Consider the following 17,247-nt stretch of genomic DNA (forward strand, 5'->3'; position numbering starts at 1 on the left):
CAAGGTTGGCATCTACCGAAACAGACCCAGTAGATCCACGCCATGCGTGGATGCTCTCCGCCTACCGCTCGATCGCCGGCAACGCATCGGACAACAACAACCGATCGATCCGCCGCAGCGCGTTTTCCAGTTGCCGCCGGTCCGCAGCCAATCCCAACGACAGCCGCACTCCGCTCGCGAACGCTGCGCCCGGCGGACAGAATGCCGATGAAGGTGCGATCGCCAGGCCCTGCAGCTGTGCCGTACGCACCAGCGTGGCATCGGTCCAGGGTGCGGGCACCCGGCACCACGCATGCAGCCCATCGGCGCGCTCCAGCAATGAAGGCGCCAGCAGATACCGTGCCATCCGCGTGCGCTCGCGCGCTTCCTCGCGCACCTGCACCAGCAGCGCCTGCGCCGAACCATCCAGCAGCAGCTGGCTGGCCAGCGCGGATACCAGCGGATGGCCCATCAACCGCGTGGCACGCAGTGCGGCAGCCATCGCCTCGGCATGGGCGGCGCTTGGGCATTGCACGAACGCGGTACGCAGGCCGGGGCTGATCACCTTCGACAGCGTGGCTACATGGAACACATGTCGAGGTGCCAGCGTCGCCAGCGCAATCGGCGCGGTGACGGCCAGATGCCAGTACGGATCGTCTTCGATCGCCAGCAGGCCTTCGCGCTCCAGCACCCGCGCCAGCGCCTCTCGCCGCGAGGTGGGCACGGTCAGCGCCGTCGGGTTCTGGCAGGTGGGGTTGAGGTAGACCAGGCGCGCGCCACATTCCCGCGCCCGGCGGGCCAGCGCCTCCGGGCACATGCCCTGTTCGTCGCCCTCCACCGTGACCAGCCGCCGCCCCAGTGCCGCAGCCGCCTGCAGCAGGCCCGGATACACCAAGCGGTCGCAGAGGATCGCATCGCCCTCGCGCCCCTGGCTGACCAGGATTGCCGCCAGCGCCACCTGCGCGCCTTCGGTCAGCAGCAGGCGTGCGTCGTCCACAGTGCCCAGCATCGGCTGCAGCCAGCGCGCCGCCGCGTGGCGATCGGTCGGGTTGCCACCGCCCAGGTGATAGGTCATCAGGTTCGGCGCATTGCTGCGCGCCAGTACCGCCGCTGCGCCTCGACGCAGCATGTCCGCCAGTGCATCGGCGTCGGGGACCGGCGGCACGTTCATGCTGAGATCGACGGCCTGATCAAAACCGGCCTTGGGCGGTGCGATGAAGCTGCCTTGCGGACCACGTGCTTCGATCAGACCACGCTTGCGTGCTTCATCGAACGCACGGGTCACCGTGGTCAGATCTACACCCAGCTGCTGTGCCAATGCACGCTGCGAGGGCAGCCGTTGCCCGGGTGCCAGGCCGCCGCGATTGATGGTGCGTTCCAGCGTGTTGACGATGCGCAGGTAAATCGGGCCGCTGTGCACGTGCACGTCCTGCACCCAGCCCAGCCCTGCGACGCCAGGCCCTGCGACATCGGGTCGCGGCATGTACGGAGGATGTCGGGGCGTATCGTTGCTTCCAACGGCGGGAGCCTGTCCATAACCATCGGTCGGTTCGGACAGGTGACCGCCGTTGTTGTTTGCGGCGGCTGCGCCGGCCAGCGTCGGTGATGTCATCGCGCGTCCTCAGCGCTTGGCCTGCCACGGGCAGTAGCAGCCCACGGCAAGCAGTCCTTTCGGGCGCACGGTTTCCCCGCGCACCAGTTTGTCCAGCAGCGGTTCGACGAAGCTGTTGGCCGAATTGCAGACCATGCCGATGCTGTACGGGCCGGCGTACGCCAGGTGCCCGGTGCGGTCCCAGATCGCCACCGCCGGGCTGGCCGGAATGTTCTCGATGCCGTCAATGGTGGGCAGGTTGATCACCTTGTTGCGCAGCGGCTCGGGTAGTTCACCTTGGGCGCCGGGGCGACGGATCGCATAGAAGTCGATGCCGGCGCGGCGGTACATGCTGATCAGGTAGCTGAGGTGCGCACCGGTTTCGCGGTTGCATACGCCACACGCCGGGTCCCAGAAATGCACCACGCGGATGCGGCCGGTGTCGCCGGCCAGTTCCGCTGGCAACCGCAGCTGCGAGTCATCGAAGACGATGGCCTGTTCGGCGAACGTGGACTGCTCGCCATAGCCGAAGTACTGCCACAGGGCCGCCGCCACGCCGGCCATGAACAGGCAGGCGAGGGCGATCATCACCGGCAGCATCGAACGGCGTGGGCGCGGCGCGGCTGCGCCCATCAGGAGCCGTCCTCGCCGAACTTGTGCACGTACTGCTTGCGCATCTCGCGGCAGGAATCGGCCTGGGCGCGGCGCTGGATCTCGCTGCGCGCCGCGTCCTCGCTGCGTTGCAGGCACTGTTCGATGGCGTGGCGCTCGGCGGCCTGCACATCCACGGTCTGCGGTTGCAGGCAGACCCAGGCCAGGGCAGCCAGCATCAGCACGACGAAGCCGCCGCAGCCGGCCATCACCAGGTGGAACTTCACTTTGTCGGCGGCCATCGGCGGCACGTCCCTCGGTCCATACATTACATACAAGATATCATCTTGTATGGTTATGGCTTGCGGGGTGGTTCAGACGATCGCCGAATGCCGCGCGTCGGGCGCCTCGGACAGGATCTCGTTCAGCTTGGCCAGCGCCCCGGCCAAGGCCTCCTGGTCCACGGCCCCGCCCAGCGACAGGCGGATGGCGTTGCCCGGTGGCGGTTCTTCCACACTGAAGGCATCCGAGCTGGCAATGCCCAGGCCCTGTTCCTGCGCGGCCTGGATCAAGCGGTACTGGTCCAACCGCGGCGGCAATGGCAGCCATACATGCAGGCCGGCCGGATGGGCCTGGCGGCGGGCGGGCAGGTAGCGGGCGGCGATGGCCTGGCGCTCGCGCAGTTCCTGCTGGAAGCGCTGCACCATCGCCTGCGCCTGGCCGGTGCGGATCCAGTGCGAGGCCACGGCCACCATCGACTGGGTGGGCATCAGCGCGATCGCGCGCAGGGCGTCCAGCACCGGCTCCATCGGCTGGCCGGCCGGCACCACCAGGTAGGCAGTGCGCAGGCCGGGGGCCAGGCACTTGGACAGGGTGGAGATGTAGTAGACGGGGCAGCCAGCGTCGGCCAGCGCGGCCAGTGGCGGGGCGGCATCGCCGGCCAGCAGCCAGTAGGGATCGTCCTCGACCACGGTCAGTTCGTGCCGCCGCGCGACCGCCAGCAGGGCCTGCCGGCGCTGCGCCGACATCGTTGCCGTGGTCGGGTTCTGGATGGTCGGCACCAGATACAGCAGGCGCGGCCGGCGCAGCTGGCAGGCCTCTTCCAGCGCATCGGGCAGCATGCCTTCGGCGTCCATCGCCACCGGCACCACGCCCCGCTGCAGTACGCGCGCAGCGGCCAGCAGGCCAGGGTAGGTCAGCTGTTCGGCGGCGATCAGTTCGCCCGGCTGGGTGCGGGCCAGGATCAGCGCGCACAGCGCGGTCTGCGCACCGGGGCAGATCACCACCCGCTCGGCGCCCACCGGGCCGAGGATCGGCGCCAGCCATTGCACGGCCGCAGCGCGGTCGTCGCGGCTGCCGGCGCCGACGTGGTAGCTCATCAGCTCGCCTTGGCCCAGCTGCTGGCCCAGGTGCTGGAAACCGGCCTCCATGCCCTGTGCGAACGGCGCGCTGCCCAGCAGCGGCGGGATGTTCATGCTCAGGTCGACCGAGGTGCTGCGGTTGCCCGCGGACATCGCGATGAAGGTGCCGCCGGCGCCCTGTGCGTCCAGCAGCCCGGCTTGGCGCAGTTCGGCGAAGGCGCGGGTGACCGTGGTCAGGTCCACGCCCACCTGCTGGGCCAGATCGCGCTGCGGTGGCAGGCGGTCGCCCGGGCGCAGCACGCCATCGTCCACCGCCTCGCGCACCTGCTGGGCGATCTGCAGGTACAGCGGTCCTGCGCCCTCACGGAAGGGGCGAACCCAGGTCCGGTTGGGGTGTTTCAGGCGGCGGCCGGCAGCAGGAGGCGTCATCGGTCGGATTTTTCCATACGTGCAGATGCACAAGTCCATACAATGCTGTATCTTGTATGGGCTTGATTGGAGTGGTTCGCCTGCTTGTAGGCGACCTCGTACCCACAGTGTAGCCGCTCCACGCCCGGGCGCTGCGCGCAGGCGAGCCGGTCAAGCGCGCATCTTCAACAGGGTTGACCTCCAATGAATATCTGCTGGAACCGCATCCGCCTGGCGCTGGTCGCCCTGGCCTGCATCGCCCTGACGGGCTGCGATTGGGTGCTGCTGGATTCGAAAGGCATGGTCGGGATCGCCCAACGCGACCTGATCCTGATCTGCATCGGCCTGATGCTGATCGTCGTCGTGCCGGCCATCGTGCTGACCTTCGTGTTCGCCTGGCGCTTCCGCGCCGGTAATACCAAAGCGAAGTACACGCCGGACTGGTCGCACTCCACCAAGGTGGAAGTGGTGGTCTGGGGCGTGCCGTTGATCATCATCGCGGTGCTGGCGGTGATCGTGTGGCAGTCCACCCACGAGCTGGATCCGTACAAGCCGCTGGACGTGGCCGGCGAGCCACTGCACGTGGACGTGATCGCCACCGACTGGAAGTGGGTGTTCGTATACCCGGACCTGGGCATCGCCACGGTCAACCAGCTCAACTTCCCGGCCAACCGCGCGCTGGCGTTCAACATCACCTCCAACTCGACGATGAACACCTTCTTCATCCCGCAGCTGGGTGGGCAGATCTACGCGATGGCCGGCATGCGCACGCAGCTGCACCTGATCGCCAACGAGCCCGGCCAGTTCCGTGGCATGTCCGGCAACTACAGCGGCCATGGTTTCTCGAACATGAAGTTCATCGCCACCGCCAGCAGCAACGAAGACTTCGATCGCTGGGTGGCCGAGGTGCGCAGCGCGCCGGATGCGCTCAGCTTCGAACAGTTCAAGGCGCTGGCCGCACCGTCGAAGAATGCGCCGGTGCAGCACTTCTCCAGCGTTGAACCGCTGCTGTTCAAGAAAGTCATCGACCAGTTCATCGGCGTCGGTGAGAACACCGCTGCTGCGGCCCCGGCCGGTACGGCCGCCGGTGCCCAGGTTTCCCAGGAGTAACGAACATGTTGGGTAAATTGACGTGGGAGGCCGTGCCGCTGCACGAGCCGATCGTGGTGGTCACGCTGGCGGCCATGGTCCTGGGCGGCCTCGCGCTGCTCGGCGCGGTGACGTATTTCAAGCTGTGGGGCGTGCTCTGGCGCGACTGGTTCACCACCGTGGACCACAAGAAGATCGGCATCATGTACGTGGTCGTCGCGCTGGTCATGCTGGTGCGTGGCTTCGCCGATGCGCTGATGATGCGCGCACAGCTGGCGGCGGCCGGGCCGGGCAGTGATGGCTTCCTGCCACCGGAGCACTACGACCAGATCTTCACCGCGCACGGCGTGATCATGATCTTCTTCGTGGCCACCCCGTTCGTGGTCGGCCTGATGAACATCATCGTGCCGTTGCAGATCGGCGCGCGGGACATGGCGTTCCCGTTCCTCAATGCTTTCAGCTTCTGGATCTTCGTGGTCGGCGCTGCGCTGATGATGATCTCGCTGGGTGTTGGCGAGTTCGCCATGACCGGCTGGGTCGCCTATCCGCCGCTGTCGGGCATCGAGTTCAGTCCAGGCGTGGGTGTCGATTACTACATCTGGGCGTTGCAGGCGTCCGGCATCGGTACGTTGCTGACCGGCGTCAACCTGTTCATCACCATCCTGCGCATGCGTGCGCCGGGCATGACGTTGATGAAGATGCCGGTGTTCACCTGGACCGTGCTGGTCACCAGCGTGATCATCATCGCCGCCTTCCCGATCCTGACCGTGGCCCTGGGTGCACTCACCTTGGACCGCTACCTGGACTTCAACTTCTACACCAACACATTGGGTGGCAACCCGATGATGTACGTGAACCTGGTGTGGGCCTGGGGCCACCCGGAGGTGTACATCCTGGTGCTGCCGGCGTTCGGCATCTTCTCTGAAGTGACCGCTACGTTCTCGCGCAAGAAGCTGTTCGGCTACAAGTCGATGGTCGGCGCTACCCTGGCGATCGGCATCCTGTCCTTCATCGTGTGGCTGCACCACTTCTTCACCATGGGTTCCGGCGCCAGCGTCAATGCCTTCTTCGGCATCATGACGATGATCATCGCCATCCCCACCGGCGTGAAGATCTTTACCTGGCTGTTCACCATGTACGGCGGCCGCGTGGAGTTCAGCGTGCCGATGCTGTGGACCATCGCCTTCCTGGTCACCTTCACCATCGGTGGCATGACCGGCGTGCTGCTGGCCATCCCGGGCGCGGACTTCCTGCTGCACAACAGCCTGTTCCTGGTCGCCCACTTCCACAACACCATCATCGGCGGCGCGCTGTTCGGCTACCTGGCCGGCTTCGTCTACTGGTTCCCGAAGGTGTTCGGTTTCACTCTCAACGAGCGTCTGGGCAAGTGGTCCTTTGCCTGCTGGGTGATCGGCTTCTACCTGGCCTTCATGCCGCTGTACATGCTCGGCTTCATGGGCATGACCCGGCGCATGAACCAGTACGACAACCCGGCGTGGACGCCGTACCTGATCGCTGCGTTCATCGGTGCGCTGTTCGTGTTCGCGGGCATCATCCTGATGCTGGTGCAGATCTACGTCAGCGTGCGCGACCGCAAGCGCAACCTCGACCTCACCGGCGACCCGTGGAATGCACGTACGCTGGAATGGGCCACGCCGTCGCCGCCGCCGTTCTACAACTTCGCCGTGGTGCCCAAGGCCGATGAGCTGGATGCCTTCCACGAAGCGAAGAAGCGCGGCCTGCCGCCGCCACCGAAGAAGTACGCGCCGATCCACATGCCGAAGAACACCGGCGTGCCGTTGATCCTCAATGTCTGGATCCTGGTGCTGTGCTTCGCCCTGGTCTGGCACATCTGGTGGATGGCCGGTGCCAGCTTCATCGCGATGATCGTCACCCTGATCGCGCGCTCCTACAACGAGGACGTGGATTACTACGTCAGCTCCGAGGAGGTGGCGCGTACCGAAGCGGCCAACCACGCCAAGCTGCAGGAGGCACGCGCATGAACCTGTTGACCCGTCCGCAACTGGACAGCGACGCGCTGGTCCACGACGACCACCATGAGCATGACCATGCCCACGAACAGGGCGGCATGAAAGTGTTCGGCATGTGGGTCTACCTCATGTCCGACCTGGTGCTGTTCGGCTCGCTGTTCGCCTCGTACGCGGTGCTCAGCACCGCCTACGCCGGCGGCCCCACCGGCAAGGAGCTGTTCTCGCTGCCGTTCGTGATGGCCGAGACCTTCATCCTGCTGGTGTCCAGCATCACCTACGGCCAGGCCGTGCTGGCCATGCACCGCCTGGACAAGGCCGCGGTGCTGCGCTGGCTGGGCGTGACCTTCGTGCTCGGTGCCTCGTTCATCGGCATGGAGCTGTACGAGTTCTCGCACCTGATCCATGAAGGTGCCGGCCCCAGCACCAGTGCCTACCTGTCGGCGTTCTTCGCCCTGGTCGCCACCCACGGCCTGCACGTGGCCAGCGGCCTGATCTGGATGGCGGTGGTGATGCACCAGGTGTATCGCCGTGGCCTGACCCCGACCAACATCACCCGCGTGTCCTGCCTGAGCCTGTTCTGGCACTTCCTGGACCTGGTGTGGATCTGCGTCTTCACCTTCGTCTACCTGATCGGAGCCTTCTGACATGGCCCACGTCGAAACCTCGCGCGCCGGCAATGCGCACGGTTCCACCAAGTCCTACCTGATCGGCTTCGTGCTGTGCGCGCTGCTGACGGTGGTGCCGTTCGCGCTGGTGATGAACCCGGTGCTGTCGCGGCCGGTCACGCTGTTCCTGCTGGTCGGCTTCGCCGTCGCGCAGATCCTGGTGCAGCTGGTGTATTTCCTGCACATGGACCGCAAGTCCGAAGGTGGCTGGAACCTCGCCAGCTTCGTGTTCACCCTGGTGATCCTGTTCATCGTGGTCGCATTGTCGATCTGGATCATCTGGAGCATGCACTACCACATGATGATCAACTGACCGTGGCCGGGGCGATCGGCATGGAATGCACGATCGCCCTGGCACCTCAGCCCTCTCTCCCCCAGGGCAGGCCTGACCGAGACCGCGCCCACCTCGTGTTGGTGGTACCCGTGATGCGTGTTGCTTCCGTTGTTCGTTCCCTTCGCCTGCCGCTGCTTGCCGCAGGCCTGGCACTCGGCCTGCTGGCCGGCTGCAGCGCGCAGTCGCGCATGGATTTCTATTCCAAGGACATCGCCTGCGAGGAGCTGGGCCAGCACTGGACCATGCCCGACAGCGCCGGCACCCTGCGTGGCCCGAAGGACCTGCAGGGGCAGGTGACCTACCTGTTCTTCGGCTTCACCAGCTGCCCCGACGTGTGCCCGACCACCATGGTCGAACTGAGCCAGGTCAAGCACCTGATGGGCAAGGATGCCGACCAGCTGCAGGTGGTGTTCGTCAGCGTGGACCCGGCGCGCGACACCCCCGAAGTCGCACACACCTACGTGCACGCGTTCGATCCGAAGGCGATCGCGCTGGTGGGCGATGAGGCGCAGCTCTCGGCGATGGCCAGTGACTTCAAGGCGTTCTATGAGAAGGAGCCCGGCCAGCTGCCGGACACCTACACGATGAGCCACATCGCCGGCGGCTACGTGTTCGACCGACAGGGCCGCCTGCGCCTGTTCGCCCCCTATGGCATGCCGGTGGAACAGCTGTTCTCGGACGTGCAGCGGCTGTTGCTGGAGCCGGAACATCCGGCCGCCGGCAGCGAAGCACTGGCCGCGTGCAAGCTGCCGCACAATACCAGCCTCGCCGCCCGCTGAGCGACGCGTCCGCTCCGGTGGGTGATGCCCGCTCCGGTGGGTGTCGACCTTGGTCGACACGATCACACATGCGCCAATCCCCCGGCCGGCCAGGAGAGCCAACCGGCCAGGGGCACCACTCAACGCCTTACTTGGTTTCTTCCCACTGCACCACGTCCGGCTCGGCAGCCTTGATGCCGGCGGTCGACAGCAGCTTGGTGGTCGCATCCAGCGCCGCGTTCACCGACGGGTACTCCACAATCGCGCGGCCCGCGGCCTTGGACACCTTCACCACGGTGCCGCCGGTGGCGGTGGCCGCACGCTGGGCCGAGGCCGCATCGGTGAAGAACACCTTCACCCGTGAGGTCGCCACCACCGGCGCACCATCATTGGATACCGCCGCCGCGAACTTGCCGGCACCGGCATCAGCGCCGCCTGCTGCTGCACCATCCAGCGAACGCTTGCTGCGCGCGCTGGTCGTGGTCGCCGCCGCCTGCGGGGTGATCGTGAACTGACCGCCTGCGGCCTGCTTCACGGTGGTCGAAGGAGACAGCTGGAAACGCGCGCCGCCCACATCGAACGAACGGCCGGTAGCGGAAGCTTTCAGTTCCTGCGCATCCACGGTGGACAGGCTCCGGGCCGGTGGGGTCTGCCCCGAGCTCTGTGCCCAGGCAGGGGAGGTCATCGCCGCGAAGGCGAGCGTGCTCAACAGAATGGTCGTCTTCATCATCAGTGCCCCAGAACGCGGATCTTGAAGAATTCGAGGTTGCCGCGCGATGCAGCGTTTGCGGCCTGCCCCATGTCGGTTACTTCCAGCGTCCAGGTGCCGGTGGCGTTCTCATCCAGGAAGGCATTGCTGGACAGCAGATCCCAGTTGGTGAAGTTGCGCTGCACGCCCCCCGTACCCGAGCCGATGGCGGTAAACGCCGGCTGCACCACGCTACGCGTGCCACTGGGCGAAACCAGCACGAACTGCAGCTGGCGGGTGTTGCTGTGGTTCACCCGGAAGCCCAGCTGCACCGATTCGATGTTGCGTGCACCATTGGCTACCTGGAAGGTCAGCCGCGCAGCCGCGTTGGTGGTGTTGCCGATGGCAACGGTGCGCGTGGTAGTGCGCCAGCCGGTGTCGACCAGCGGGCCCAGCGACTGGAAGTTCTCCGCTACCTGCACGGCACGCGCCGCATTGACCACACCGAAGCCGTACCAGTTGCTGTACGCGCGGTTGGCGGCGTTCACCGTCCAGCCCGGCACCAGCGTGCGCCCGTCGGCCAGCGTCACCGCCGGCTGGTTGGGATGATTGCGCGTGGCGGTAGTGGCCAGGATGTATTTCACATCGCGGTAGGACAGGTTCGGATTCGCTTCCAGCACCAGCGCCGCCACGCCCGACACCATCGGCGTCGCTGCCGAGGTGCCGTTCATCCTGCCGGTGTAGTTGCAGGTGCTGTCGAGGGCCGACAGGTTGCTGTCCAGCGCGTTGTAACGCTGGGCATTGGTGTTGCTGCCCTGCGCGCAGCCGGTCACGTCGGTGGTGAGGATGGCCGGATCGTAGCGAACCGCCAACTGGTTCGGCACGTACTGCCGCTGCCAGCCGTTCTCGCCACCAAAGCCGGACACCCAAAGCGCCGAACCGGTGGACGAGTACGACGAACGCACGCCGTCGGCGCGTACTGCCGCCACGGTGATCACGTTGAACAGGTTGTTGCGTGGATCGCGGCCGGCCGGCACGCAGCCGGTTCTGCGGTTCCTGGTGTCGGCGGTGCAGACGTCCTGGAACTGGTTGATCGCGGCGTTGTCGAAGTTGTTGCCCGCCGCCTTTACGTAGATGCCGCCGCGGCCGCCACGCGTGCCGGACAGGGCCTGCTCATTGGATGCCACGTCGTTCTGGCTGAAGGCGAACGGCAGGTTGGGGTTGCTGGGACCGGCGCCCCAGCTGTTGTTGAACACCTGCACATCGGCCGACTCGGCACCATCCCACCACGAGTACTCGATATTGCTCAGCTGGTTACCCCCTGCATCCGAGGCCAGCACGTTGAAGCCCTTCAGCGTGGCGGCGGGCGCAACGCCGCGGACGCCCACGCCGTTGGCACCGACCGCGCCGGCGATGCCGCCGACCATCGTGCCGTGGTTGTCCCTGTTGGGGTCGGACGGCGAAGGGTTGTTGCTGCCGTTGGCGAAGTTCTTGCCCGCCACCGCCGCCACGTTGGCCGCCAGGTCCGGGTGGGCGATCTGCAGGCCGTCATCGACGATCGCGATGGTGACGCCCTGACCGCGGATGCCATTGCGGAACAGCCCATCCACGTTGAGATCGTTGCCGGCCACGGGCAGGGTATCGCCCAGCACCGCTTGCCCGGTGTTGAGCAGATGCCATTGTCGACCGGCCAGCGGATCAGCCTGTTGTGCCTGGGCGGTAAGGGCCAGGCTGCCCAGTACCAGGGCAGTGGCCAGGGCCAGGCGCGCAGAGCGCGGTGGCGCGGAGCGTTGCGTGTGTCGCTTCATACACGAATCCTTCTGTTGTGAATCGGCATGGCAGGACGGCGGGGCGGATCTGCCCCATCGCAACGAGCCAAACGCGACACAACGAACAACTCCCTACCTCTTCACGCAGCCAATGTGCTGATGTGCCAAATGCGTCACAAACACTTATGCCGCCTGGTAATCACCACTGCGCCGCTCTGGCCTGAGCTTCGGTAGTTGCCAACCTTGGTTGGCACCAGGCATCCACGCATGGTGTGGATCTACGAGGTCATCGCACCCCCTCCCACCCCCCTGTGCTACTACAGCCCGTGCAGCCCTTCCCCGTACGGAGCACGACCATGGTCAACCCCGTCGCCCAGACCCACCGCGGCCTCGGCACAACACTCTTCAGCCTGTTGAACCCGATACCGTTCGGCTTCTTCGTGGCCGGCCTCATCTTCGACATTCTCTACCTCAACACCGCTGAAGTGATGTGGGGCAAGTCGGCGGCGTGGCTGATCACCTTCGGCCTGCTGATCGCGATCCTGCCGCGGCTGATCAACCTGTTCGCGGTCTGGCGCCGCAACGGCACCGCCACCGGCACCGACCGCCTCGATTTCCTGCTCAACCTGGTCGCCATCGTGCTGGCCATATGGAACGCCTTCGTGCACAGCCGCGACGCCTATGCGGCGGCCGTACCGGGCACCATCCTTTCCGCGCTGACGGTGGCACTGATCGCGCTCGGCTTCATCCTGCTTTCGCTGCAGCAGCCGGTGCTGCAAGGAGCCCGTCATGGCTAAGCGCATCCTGCCCGCCGTGGGCGTGCTCTCGCTGGCATTGGCGTTGGCCGCGTGTGCCGGCAAGGCCGAGTACCACCCGGCCGATCAGTCCGGTGCGCAACCTCCGCTGCCCGCGCCGCAGAACTACCTGATGCCGCCGATGCAGGTGCCCAAGGGCGTGGGCTGGGCCGAGGGCCAGGCACCGTCGGTGGCCGACGGCCTGAAGATCGAGCGCATCGCCGCCAACCTGCAGCATCCGCGCCGGCTGCTGTCGCTGCCCAATGGCGACGTGCTGGTAGTGGAGGGCAACGGCCCCGGTGAAGAGCCGGTCACCACGCCCAAGCAATGGATCGCCGGCAAGGTGAAGGCGCGCTCGGGCAAGGCCGGCAAGGGCGGCAACCGGGTCACCCTGCTGCGGCGCACGCCGGGTACCAACGCCTGGACCCAGCATGTGTACATCGAGAACCTGCACTCGCCGTTCGGCATCCAGCTGATCGGTGACACGCTGTATGTGGCCAACACCGGCAACATCATGAAGTACCACTACGTGCCCGGCGAAACCCGCATGTCCGACAAGGGCAGCGAGTTCACCGACCTGCCAAGCACCATCAACCACCACTGGACCAAGGAACTGCTGGCCAGCCGCGATGGCAGCAAGCTGTACGTGGGCGTGGGCTCCAACAGCAACATCACCGAGAACGGCCTGGCCGTCGAGTACCGCCGCGCGGTGGTGCTGGAAGTGGACGTGGCCACCAGCGGCAGCCGCATCTACGCCTCGGGCCTGCGCAACCCCACCGGCCTGGACTGGGAGCCGAGCACCGGCAAGCTGTGGGCGGTGGTGAACGAGCGCGACGAGATCGGTGCCGACCTGGTACCGGATTACCTCACCTCGGTGCAGGAGCATGGGTTCTACGGCTGGCCCTACAGCTACTACGGCCAGCACGTGGACGAGCGCGTGCAGCCGCAGCGGCCGGACCTGGTGGCCAAGGCGATCCGCCCGGACTTCGCCATCGGCTCGCACGTGGCACCGCTGGGCCTGCTGTTCTACACCGGCCAAGCGTTGCCGGCAAAGTACCACGGCGGTGCCTTCATCGGCGAGCACGGCAGCTGGGACCGCTCGCCGTTGAGCGGCTACGAAGTGGTGTACGTGCCGTTCAAGGACGGCAAGCCGGCCGGCCGCCCGGAAGCGGTGGTGAGCGGGTTCGCGTCCAAGGATGAGAAAACGCTGATGGGCGCGCCGGTAGGCATGGCCATCGATTCGGAGGGTGCGTTGCTGGTCGCTGACGATGTGGGCGACGTGGTGTGGCGGGTGTCGGCGAAGTAACCGGCCACCCGCGCATCGCAGGCTTTCTGTAGAGCCGAGCCCATGCTCGGCTGACGTGCGCAGCGCGGGGTTTCTACGCCCAGATGGAAGAGCAGCCGAGCATGGGCTCGGCTCTACAGCGCTGATGGCCCGGTGCGCAGCCCACTGAACACCGATTCGGCCGCAAACCCTACACCGCCCAGCAGTACGCCGAAGTACACCACCGACGCCACCACGAAGCCGTAGCCGGCCGCCACTGCGGCGCCATCGCGCTGGATGAAGCCGATCGCAAATGACATCAGCGCCAGCGCCGACAGCGTGTTGCTGAAGGGAATCGGCCCGGCCGGCAGCATCAGCAGGATCGTGGCGAACACCAGCGCCAGGTTGTTCAGCCGCATCATCTTCTTCGAGCGCACCATCGCTGCCAGCCGCATCGGCCGAGACAGCCGCTCCATCCGGTGCACCCACTTCAGGGCACGGCCCAGGTTGGCCTTCAGCTTGTCGGTGGCGATCTGTTTGTCGGCCAACCGCTGCGGCACCCACAACGGGCGATCGCGCACGCGGCTCAGGCCGATCAGCAGGATGGACGCACCGAATACCGTGCTCAGCCCGGGAATCGACACCGGAATCAGGAAGATCGCCGACAGCAGGATCACCACCAGCATCAGGCCCTCGTCGCCCAGCGCATGCAGCAGCGTGCCGACACGGATGTGGTCGCCGGGCAGGCCGTCGATCAGGTCTTCAATCTGCTGGGCAAGCGGGGCAGTGTCGTTGGCGTCGGGCGCTTGGTAGGTCATGCGTCGAAGAAGTGTCCAGGGAAGGGCGGTCGATAGGGCCGTCCTGCGGTGGGGACGCACAGGCCCCATGAGTATCTCCGGCCGGCGCGGCGCGGAGGTGAACCGGGCATGAGGCCGGCAGTGCCCCGCAGCCTGGCCTAAAATGGGCGTCCCCCGCACTGGTTGAAGATGATGGACATGGGTCGCAGGAAATCGACCATCGAACTGGTCGCCATCGATATGGATGGCACCCTGCTGGATCCCGCCCACAAGCTCACCCCGCGGGTGAAGCAGGCCATTGCCCAGGCGCGCGCGCTGGGCGTGCATGTTGTACTGACCAGTGGCCGCCCGGTGCCGGGGCTGGTGCCATTCCTGCATGAACTTGGCATCGATGGCGACGATGACTACTGCATCGCCTGCAACGGTGGTCTGGTGCAGCGCATCGGCCCGCGCGAAACCGTGGTCGAGTATCCGCTCAGCTTCGATGATTTCGTGTACTGCGAACAGGTCGCCCGCGAGATCGGCGTGCATTTCCAGGCACTGGACGCGCAGCGCATGTACACGCCCAACCAGGACATCAGCATCTACACCGTGGCCGACTCGCATCTCTCGCGCATGCCACTGTCGTACCGCCGCGTGGCCGACATGGACCCGGGCATGTCCTTCATCAAGCTGATGATGATCGACGAACCAGAAGTGCTGGACGCCGCCATCGCGCGCCTGCCAACCGCATTGACCGAGCGTTTCGCGGTGCTGAAGAGCGCGCCCTTCTTCCTGGAAGTGTTCGACCGCCGCGCCGGCAAGGGGCCGAGCCTGCAGAAGCTGGCCGAGCACCTGGGCATCGACCGCGCCAACGTGATGGCCATCGGCGACCAGGAAAACGACCTGACCATGCTGCAGTACGCCGGTACCAGCGTGGCGATGGGGAATGCCATCGATGCGGTGAAGGCGACCGCGCGTTTCGAGACCGCGACCAACGCCGATGAAGGCGTGGCCAAGGCGATTGAGCGGCATGTGCTTGCATGACCCAGGGCCATCCGCAACGGACGCTCCCTGCAGGAGCGCCCTCCGGTTGCATACGTTTGCAGCGTCAATGCGCGCCGATGCGCCACTCGTGGAGTGAACCCAGTGGCTGCAAAGGCTCGGAGTAGTCTGCTTGCCTTTTCAGGCCTGCGGCCAGGTACGCCGATGCGATGCCACTGCTGTCACCAAACCATACATCCAGCAGTGTGGCCCCGTCGTTCACAGTGAAAAGCGGGTGGTAGAAATCCTTGTTTTCCATGTAATCCAGCGGAACCCGGAAGCTGAAATGACAATCAGGATCTGAGCGCACGGCGTCGAGATGGACGGTTTCTTCTGGTCGATAGTTCAGGTTATAGCTATCCACCAGCTTGATGAACGCATCCGCCCTGTCGTTTTCCGAAAGGAATCCAGGGAAGGAAAATTCCTCGGATGCAAGAACGGCAAGCGCGTGTTCAAGAAGCTCGCCTGTTCTTTCAACTTTCGGCTTATCTGCCCCGAAGCGAATCGCGGCATCGTCCCGCATATCCTTGTCGGGATGCGTCTCGGCCATCTCCGAAAGGCGGTCCAGATACGAGGATACGATGGAAAAATCAACGTCTCCTGCGCCGCTACGCAATGCCAGGAGCGCGTTTCTGATGCCATGCAAGCTGGTATTACAACGGTACTCGACCTGATCATTGCTATCCAGACCGATATCAACGTGGACGCTCAGCGTGGCTTTCAGGTGCTGGGGCTGCGGAGCCGGTTGCGAGGCTGTGCTGCCTTTACGTCCCTCAACATGGCCACATGCCTTGAGGAAGTCGAGATGAGAGGCTTCCACTGCGCCGCGCTCGCGGACGCCTGCGAGCAGTCGTACCGCCCGGGCGTGAGCTTCTTCCGGATGCTCGACAAGGCTGCGAATCAAGCGCGCGAAGGCAGCTACTTGTTCTTGGACGGCAGCTTCGCTGGTATGGCCCAGGAAAGAAAGCGATTCAAGGTTGGAGATCTGCCCTGACTCTTGCACGAATCGATAAAAGCCCGAGTTCTCCGCAACGATCAGCGGCACGCAGCAGCACATCGCCTCCCACGCCACGAGGCCGAAACCCTCATGGACCGAAGGCATGAGAACCAGGCTCGCATTCTTGACGACCGACAGCATCTGCCGGCGAGAATCGACGAACTCGAGGCATTTGACCGGAACCTCGTAGCCCGCCTCCTCATTGATCATCGTCTTGAACTCGCCGATCTGGGGCGAGTTGCGATCGAAGCCGTACATGTCAACAGTGGCGTCACGCATGCGCGCACCGGGGGCGCGAAGCGCGCGTCCGATGGCCCTTGCAGCCAACGCTGCCTGCTTGACCGCGTCGTTGCCATCCTCAATCCGGCCGGAGTACAGAATTCGAGGTGCGGTTCGAGCATTGGCAGCCGGTTCAATCGATAGAAGCGGTGGCAGCAACAACTTGGGTGGCTTCATCGAAGACGATGCCCGCTGCATGTCTTTCAGGCTGTCCACAAGTATCGGGCCAATGCCGAAGCACTGATCAGCCTTTGGAAAGAGATCATTCTGTCGATTCTCTTTGCCAAGAGCGTTCTGCGAGTCGCGCATCAATGCGCTGTACCTTCCATATGCCATGTGATGCAGCAGGATGGTTCTTGCTCCGATCCGCTTTCCAATCTCCAAGGCAAGTTCACCGGTCACGACATCATGCCCAACCACTGCATCCACCTGTCCATGGGCCGCCAGCTTTCCAACCGCAAGATCTGCGTCATCGGCGATTCCAAGGAATTCCTCACCCGAGCTTCTCAGCGCAACCGCCGTGGCAGTCGATGCCAAGTCTGGGTCAACGCATGCACCACTTGGAACAAGGCAGAGCAGATGCAGTCCTGCCGTAGGGGAAAGTGCTGAAAGAAGCTCGGCATTCAGCACGTTGATGCCGCCGAGATTGGCGCGTAGATGGCTTGCTACAAATACGATCGTTGTCATTCCGTGACCCTCGCCAGTGCTGCGTTTTGATGATTGACGCACTGCCGTCGAATTTGACTTCCCATGACGTGCAGCCCTGCATGGGGCTATCGGCCGGGGCGGGCGCAACTTGAGGCGGCTTGGAGCCGAATCTATACATGGGTATACGTTCGATATGCCCGATGCCATATGTGATGTACCAC

The 17,247-nt window shown here is 65.1% G+C and carries 16 protein-coding genes; 8 read left to right on the forward strand and 8 right to left on the reverse strand.

Going from position 1 to position 17,247, the window contains the following annotated elements; all coding sequences use genetic code 11:
- Positions 1-61: 61 nt before the first annotated feature.
- The 4 genes from H3005_RS04885 to H3005_RS04900 all read right to left on the reverse strand — a co-directional run bounded on the left by H3005_RS04885 (position 62) and on the right by H3005_RS04900 (position 3,951).
- A complete protein-coding gene (locus tag H3005_RS04885; RefSeq protein ID WP_191077667.1) occupies positions 62-1,591 on the reverse strand; it encodes a PLP-dependent aminotransferase family protein in 1,530 nt (509 codons plus the stop codon).
- Positions 1,592-1,600: 9 nt separating this feature from the next.
- Complete coding sequence (locus tag H3005_RS04890; RefSeq protein ID WP_191077668.1) at positions 1,601-2,203, reverse strand: DUF6436 domain-containing protein; 603 nt, start codon at positions 2,201-2,203, stop codon at positions 1,601-1,603.
- Positions 2,203-2,463 (reverse strand): hypothetical protein, encoded by a 261-nt coding sequence (locus tag H3005_RS04895; protein WP_191077669.1) that lies wholly within the window; start codon positions 2,461-2,463, stop codon positions 2,203-2,205. Before H3005_RS04895 ends, H3005_RS04890 begins: the two co-directional genes overlap by 1 nt.
- A gap of 72 nt (positions 2,464-2,535) precedes the next feature.
- Positions 2,536-3,951, reverse strand: coding sequence for a PLP-dependent aminotransferase family protein (locus tag H3005_RS04900; protein WP_191077670.1), 1,416 nt, complete (start codon positions 3,949-3,951; stop codon positions 2,536-2,538).
- 183 nt (positions 3,952-4,134) lie between these two features.
- Between H3005_RS04900 and cyoA the strand changes: the two genes are divergently transcribed.
- From cyoA to H3005_RS04925, 5 genes are all read left to right on the forward strand, one after another.
- Entirely contained in the window at positions 4,135-5,040 is a 906-nt protein-coding gene (gene cyoA / locus H3005_RS04905; RefSeq protein ID WP_100553898.1) for a ubiquinol oxidase subunit II, read from the forward strand.
- Positions 5,041-5,045: 5 nt separating this feature from the next.
- Positions 5,046-7,022, forward strand: a complete 1,977-nt coding sequence (cyoB, locus tag H3005_RS04910) for a cytochrome o ubiquinol oxidase subunit I (RefSeq protein ID WP_191077671.1) — start codon at positions 5,046-5,048, stop codon at positions 7,020-7,022.
- Positions 7,019-7,654 (forward strand): cytochrome o ubiquinol oxidase subunit III, encoded by a 636-nt coding sequence (gene cyoC, locus H3005_RS04915; RefSeq protein ID WP_080149637.1) that lies wholly within the window; start codon positions 7,019-7,021, stop codon positions 7,652-7,654. The genes cyoB and cyoC overlap by 4 nt, the downstream gene beginning before the upstream one ends.
- Position 7,655: 1 nt before the next feature.
- Positions 7,656-7,988 (forward strand): cytochrome o ubiquinol oxidase subunit IV, encoded by a 333-nt coding sequence (gene cyoD / locus H3005_RS04920; protein ID WP_025877422.1) that lies wholly within the window; start codon positions 7,656-7,658, stop codon positions 7,986-7,988.
- A 113-nt stretch (positions 7,989-8,101) separates the two neighbouring features.
- Positions 8,102-8,788: an SCO family protein gene (locus H3005_RS04925; RefSeq protein WP_100553895.1), complete on the forward strand. Its 687-nt coding sequence runs from the start codon at positions 8,102-8,104 to the stop codon at positions 8,786-8,788.
- Positions 8,789-8,915: 127 nt separating this feature from the next.
- Here the strand turns inward: H3005_RS04925 and H3005_RS04930 are convergent, their stop codons facing one another.
- On the reverse strand, positions 8,916-9,497 hold the full coding sequence (locus H3005_RS04930; protein ID WP_180165140.1) for a DNA breaking-rejoining protein: 582 nt from the start codon (positions 9,495-9,497) through the stop codon (positions 8,916-8,918).
- Positions 9,497-11,263, reverse strand: a complete 1,767-nt coding sequence (locus H3005_RS04935; protein WP_191077672.1) for a S8 family serine peptidase — start codon at positions 11,261-11,263, stop codon at positions 9,497-9,499. Before H3005_RS04935 ends, H3005_RS04930 begins: the two co-directional genes overlap by 1 nt.
- Positions 11,264-11,580: 317 nt before the next feature.
- Here H3005_RS04935 and H3005_RS04940 point away from each other — a divergent pair, with 317 nt between their 5' ends.
- Entirely contained in the window at positions 11,581-12,021 is a 441-nt protein-coding gene (locus H3005_RS04940; RefSeq protein WP_191077673.1) for a DUF2231 domain-containing protein, read from the forward strand.
- On the forward strand, positions 12,014-13,324 hold the full coding sequence (locus H3005_RS04945) for a sorbosone dehydrogenase family protein (protein ID WP_100553890.1): 1,311 nt from the start codon (positions 12,014-12,016) through the stop codon (positions 13,322-13,324). Before H3005_RS04940 ends, H3005_RS04945 begins: the two co-directional genes overlap by 8 nt.
- A 113-nt stretch (positions 13,325-13,437) precedes the next feature.
- Here the strand turns inward: H3005_RS04945 and H3005_RS04950 are convergent, their stop codons facing one another.
- Positions 13,438-14,100: an exopolysaccharide biosynthesis protein gene (locus H3005_RS04950; RefSeq protein WP_191077674.1), complete on the reverse strand. Its 663-nt coding sequence runs from the start codon at positions 14,098-14,100 to the stop codon at positions 13,438-13,440.
- A gap of 171 nt (positions 14,101-14,271) precedes the next feature.
- On the opposite strand from H3005_RS04950, the gene yidA reads away from it, so the two are divergent.
- Positions 14,272-15,105 carry a sugar-phosphatase gene (gene yidA / locus H3005_RS04955; RefSeq protein WP_191077675.1) on the forward strand — a complete coding sequence of 278 codons (834 nt, stop codon included), beginning with the start codon at positions 14,272-14,274 and terminating at the stop codon, positions 15,103-15,105.
- 64 nt (positions 15,106-15,169) lie between these two features.
- On the opposite strand, the gene H3005_RS04960 is transcribed toward yidA, so the two are convergent.
- Entirely contained in the window at positions 15,170-17,065 is a 1,896-nt protein-coding gene (locus tag H3005_RS04960; protein ID WP_165781010.1) for a glycosyltransferase, read from the reverse strand.
- Between the last annotated feature and the right edge of the window lie 182 nt (positions 17,066-17,247).

The organism is Stenotrophomonas sp. Br8, assembly GCF_014763005.1.
Taxonomy (GTDB): Bacteria; Pseudomonadota; Gammaproteobacteria; order Xanthomonadales; family Xanthomonadaceae; genus Stenotrophomonas; species Stenotrophomonas lactitubi.

Coding starts and splice junctions, on each gene's coding strand:
- H3005_RS04940 (WP_191077673.1), top strand. CDS start 11,581: ATGGTCAACCCCGTCGCCCAGACCCACCGCGGCCTCGGCACAACACTC.
- H3005_RS04930 (WP_180165140.1), bottom strand. CDS start 9,497: ATGATGAAGACGACCATTCTGTTGAGCACGCTCGCCTTCGCGGCGATG.
- H3005_RS04885 (WP_191077667.1), bottom strand. CDS start 1,591: ATGACATCACCGACGCTGGCCGGCGCAGCCGCCGCAAACAACAACGGC.
- H3005_RS04895 (WP_191077669.1), bottom strand. CDS start 2,463: ATGGCCGCCGACAAAGTGAAGTTCCACCTGGTGATGGCCGGCTGCGGC.
- H3005_RS04935 (WP_191077672.1), bottom strand. CDS start 11,263: ATGAAGCGACACACGCAACGCTCCGCGCCACCGCGCTCTGCGCGCCTG.
- cyoB (WP_191077671.1), top strand. CDS start 5,046: ATGTTGGGTAAATTGACGTGGGAGGCCGTGCCGCTGCACGAGCCGATC.
- H3005_RS04950 (WP_191077674.1), bottom strand. CDS start 14,100: ATGACCTACCAAGCGCCCGACGCCAACGACACTGCCCCGCTTGCCCAG.
- H3005_RS04900 (WP_191077670.1), bottom strand. CDS start 3,951: ATGACGCCTCCTGCTGCCGGCCGCCGCCTGAAACACCCCAACCGGACC.
- cyoD (WP_025877422.1), top strand. CDS start 7,656: ATGGCCCACGTCGAAACCTCGCGCGCCGGCAATGCGCACGGTTCCACC.
- H3005_RS04890 (WP_191077668.1), bottom strand. CDS start 2,203: ATGGGCGCAGCCGCGCCGCGCCCACGCCGTTCGATGCTGCCGGTGATG.
- H3005_RS04925 (WP_100553895.1), top strand. CDS start 8,102: ATGCGTGTTGCTTCCGTTGTTCGTTCCCTTCGCCTGCCGCTGCTTGCC.
- yidA (WP_191077675.1), top strand. CDS start 14,272: ATGGACATGGGTCGCAGGAAATCGACCATCGAACTGGTCGCCATCGAT.
- H3005_RS04960 (WP_165781010.1), bottom strand. CDS start 17,065: ATGACAACGATCGTATTTGTAGCAAGCCATCTACGCGCCAATCTCGGC.
- cyoC (WP_080149637.1), top strand. CDS start 7,019: ATGAACCTGTTGACCCGTCCGCAACTGGACAGCGACGCGCTGGTCCAC.
- cyoA (WP_100553898.1), top strand. CDS start 4,135: ATGAATATCTGCTGGAACCGCATCCGCCTGGCGCTGGTCGCCCTGGCC.
- H3005_RS04945 (WP_100553890.1), top strand. CDS start 12,014: ATGGCTAAGCGCATCCTGCCCGCCGTGGGCGTGCTCTCGCTGGCATTG.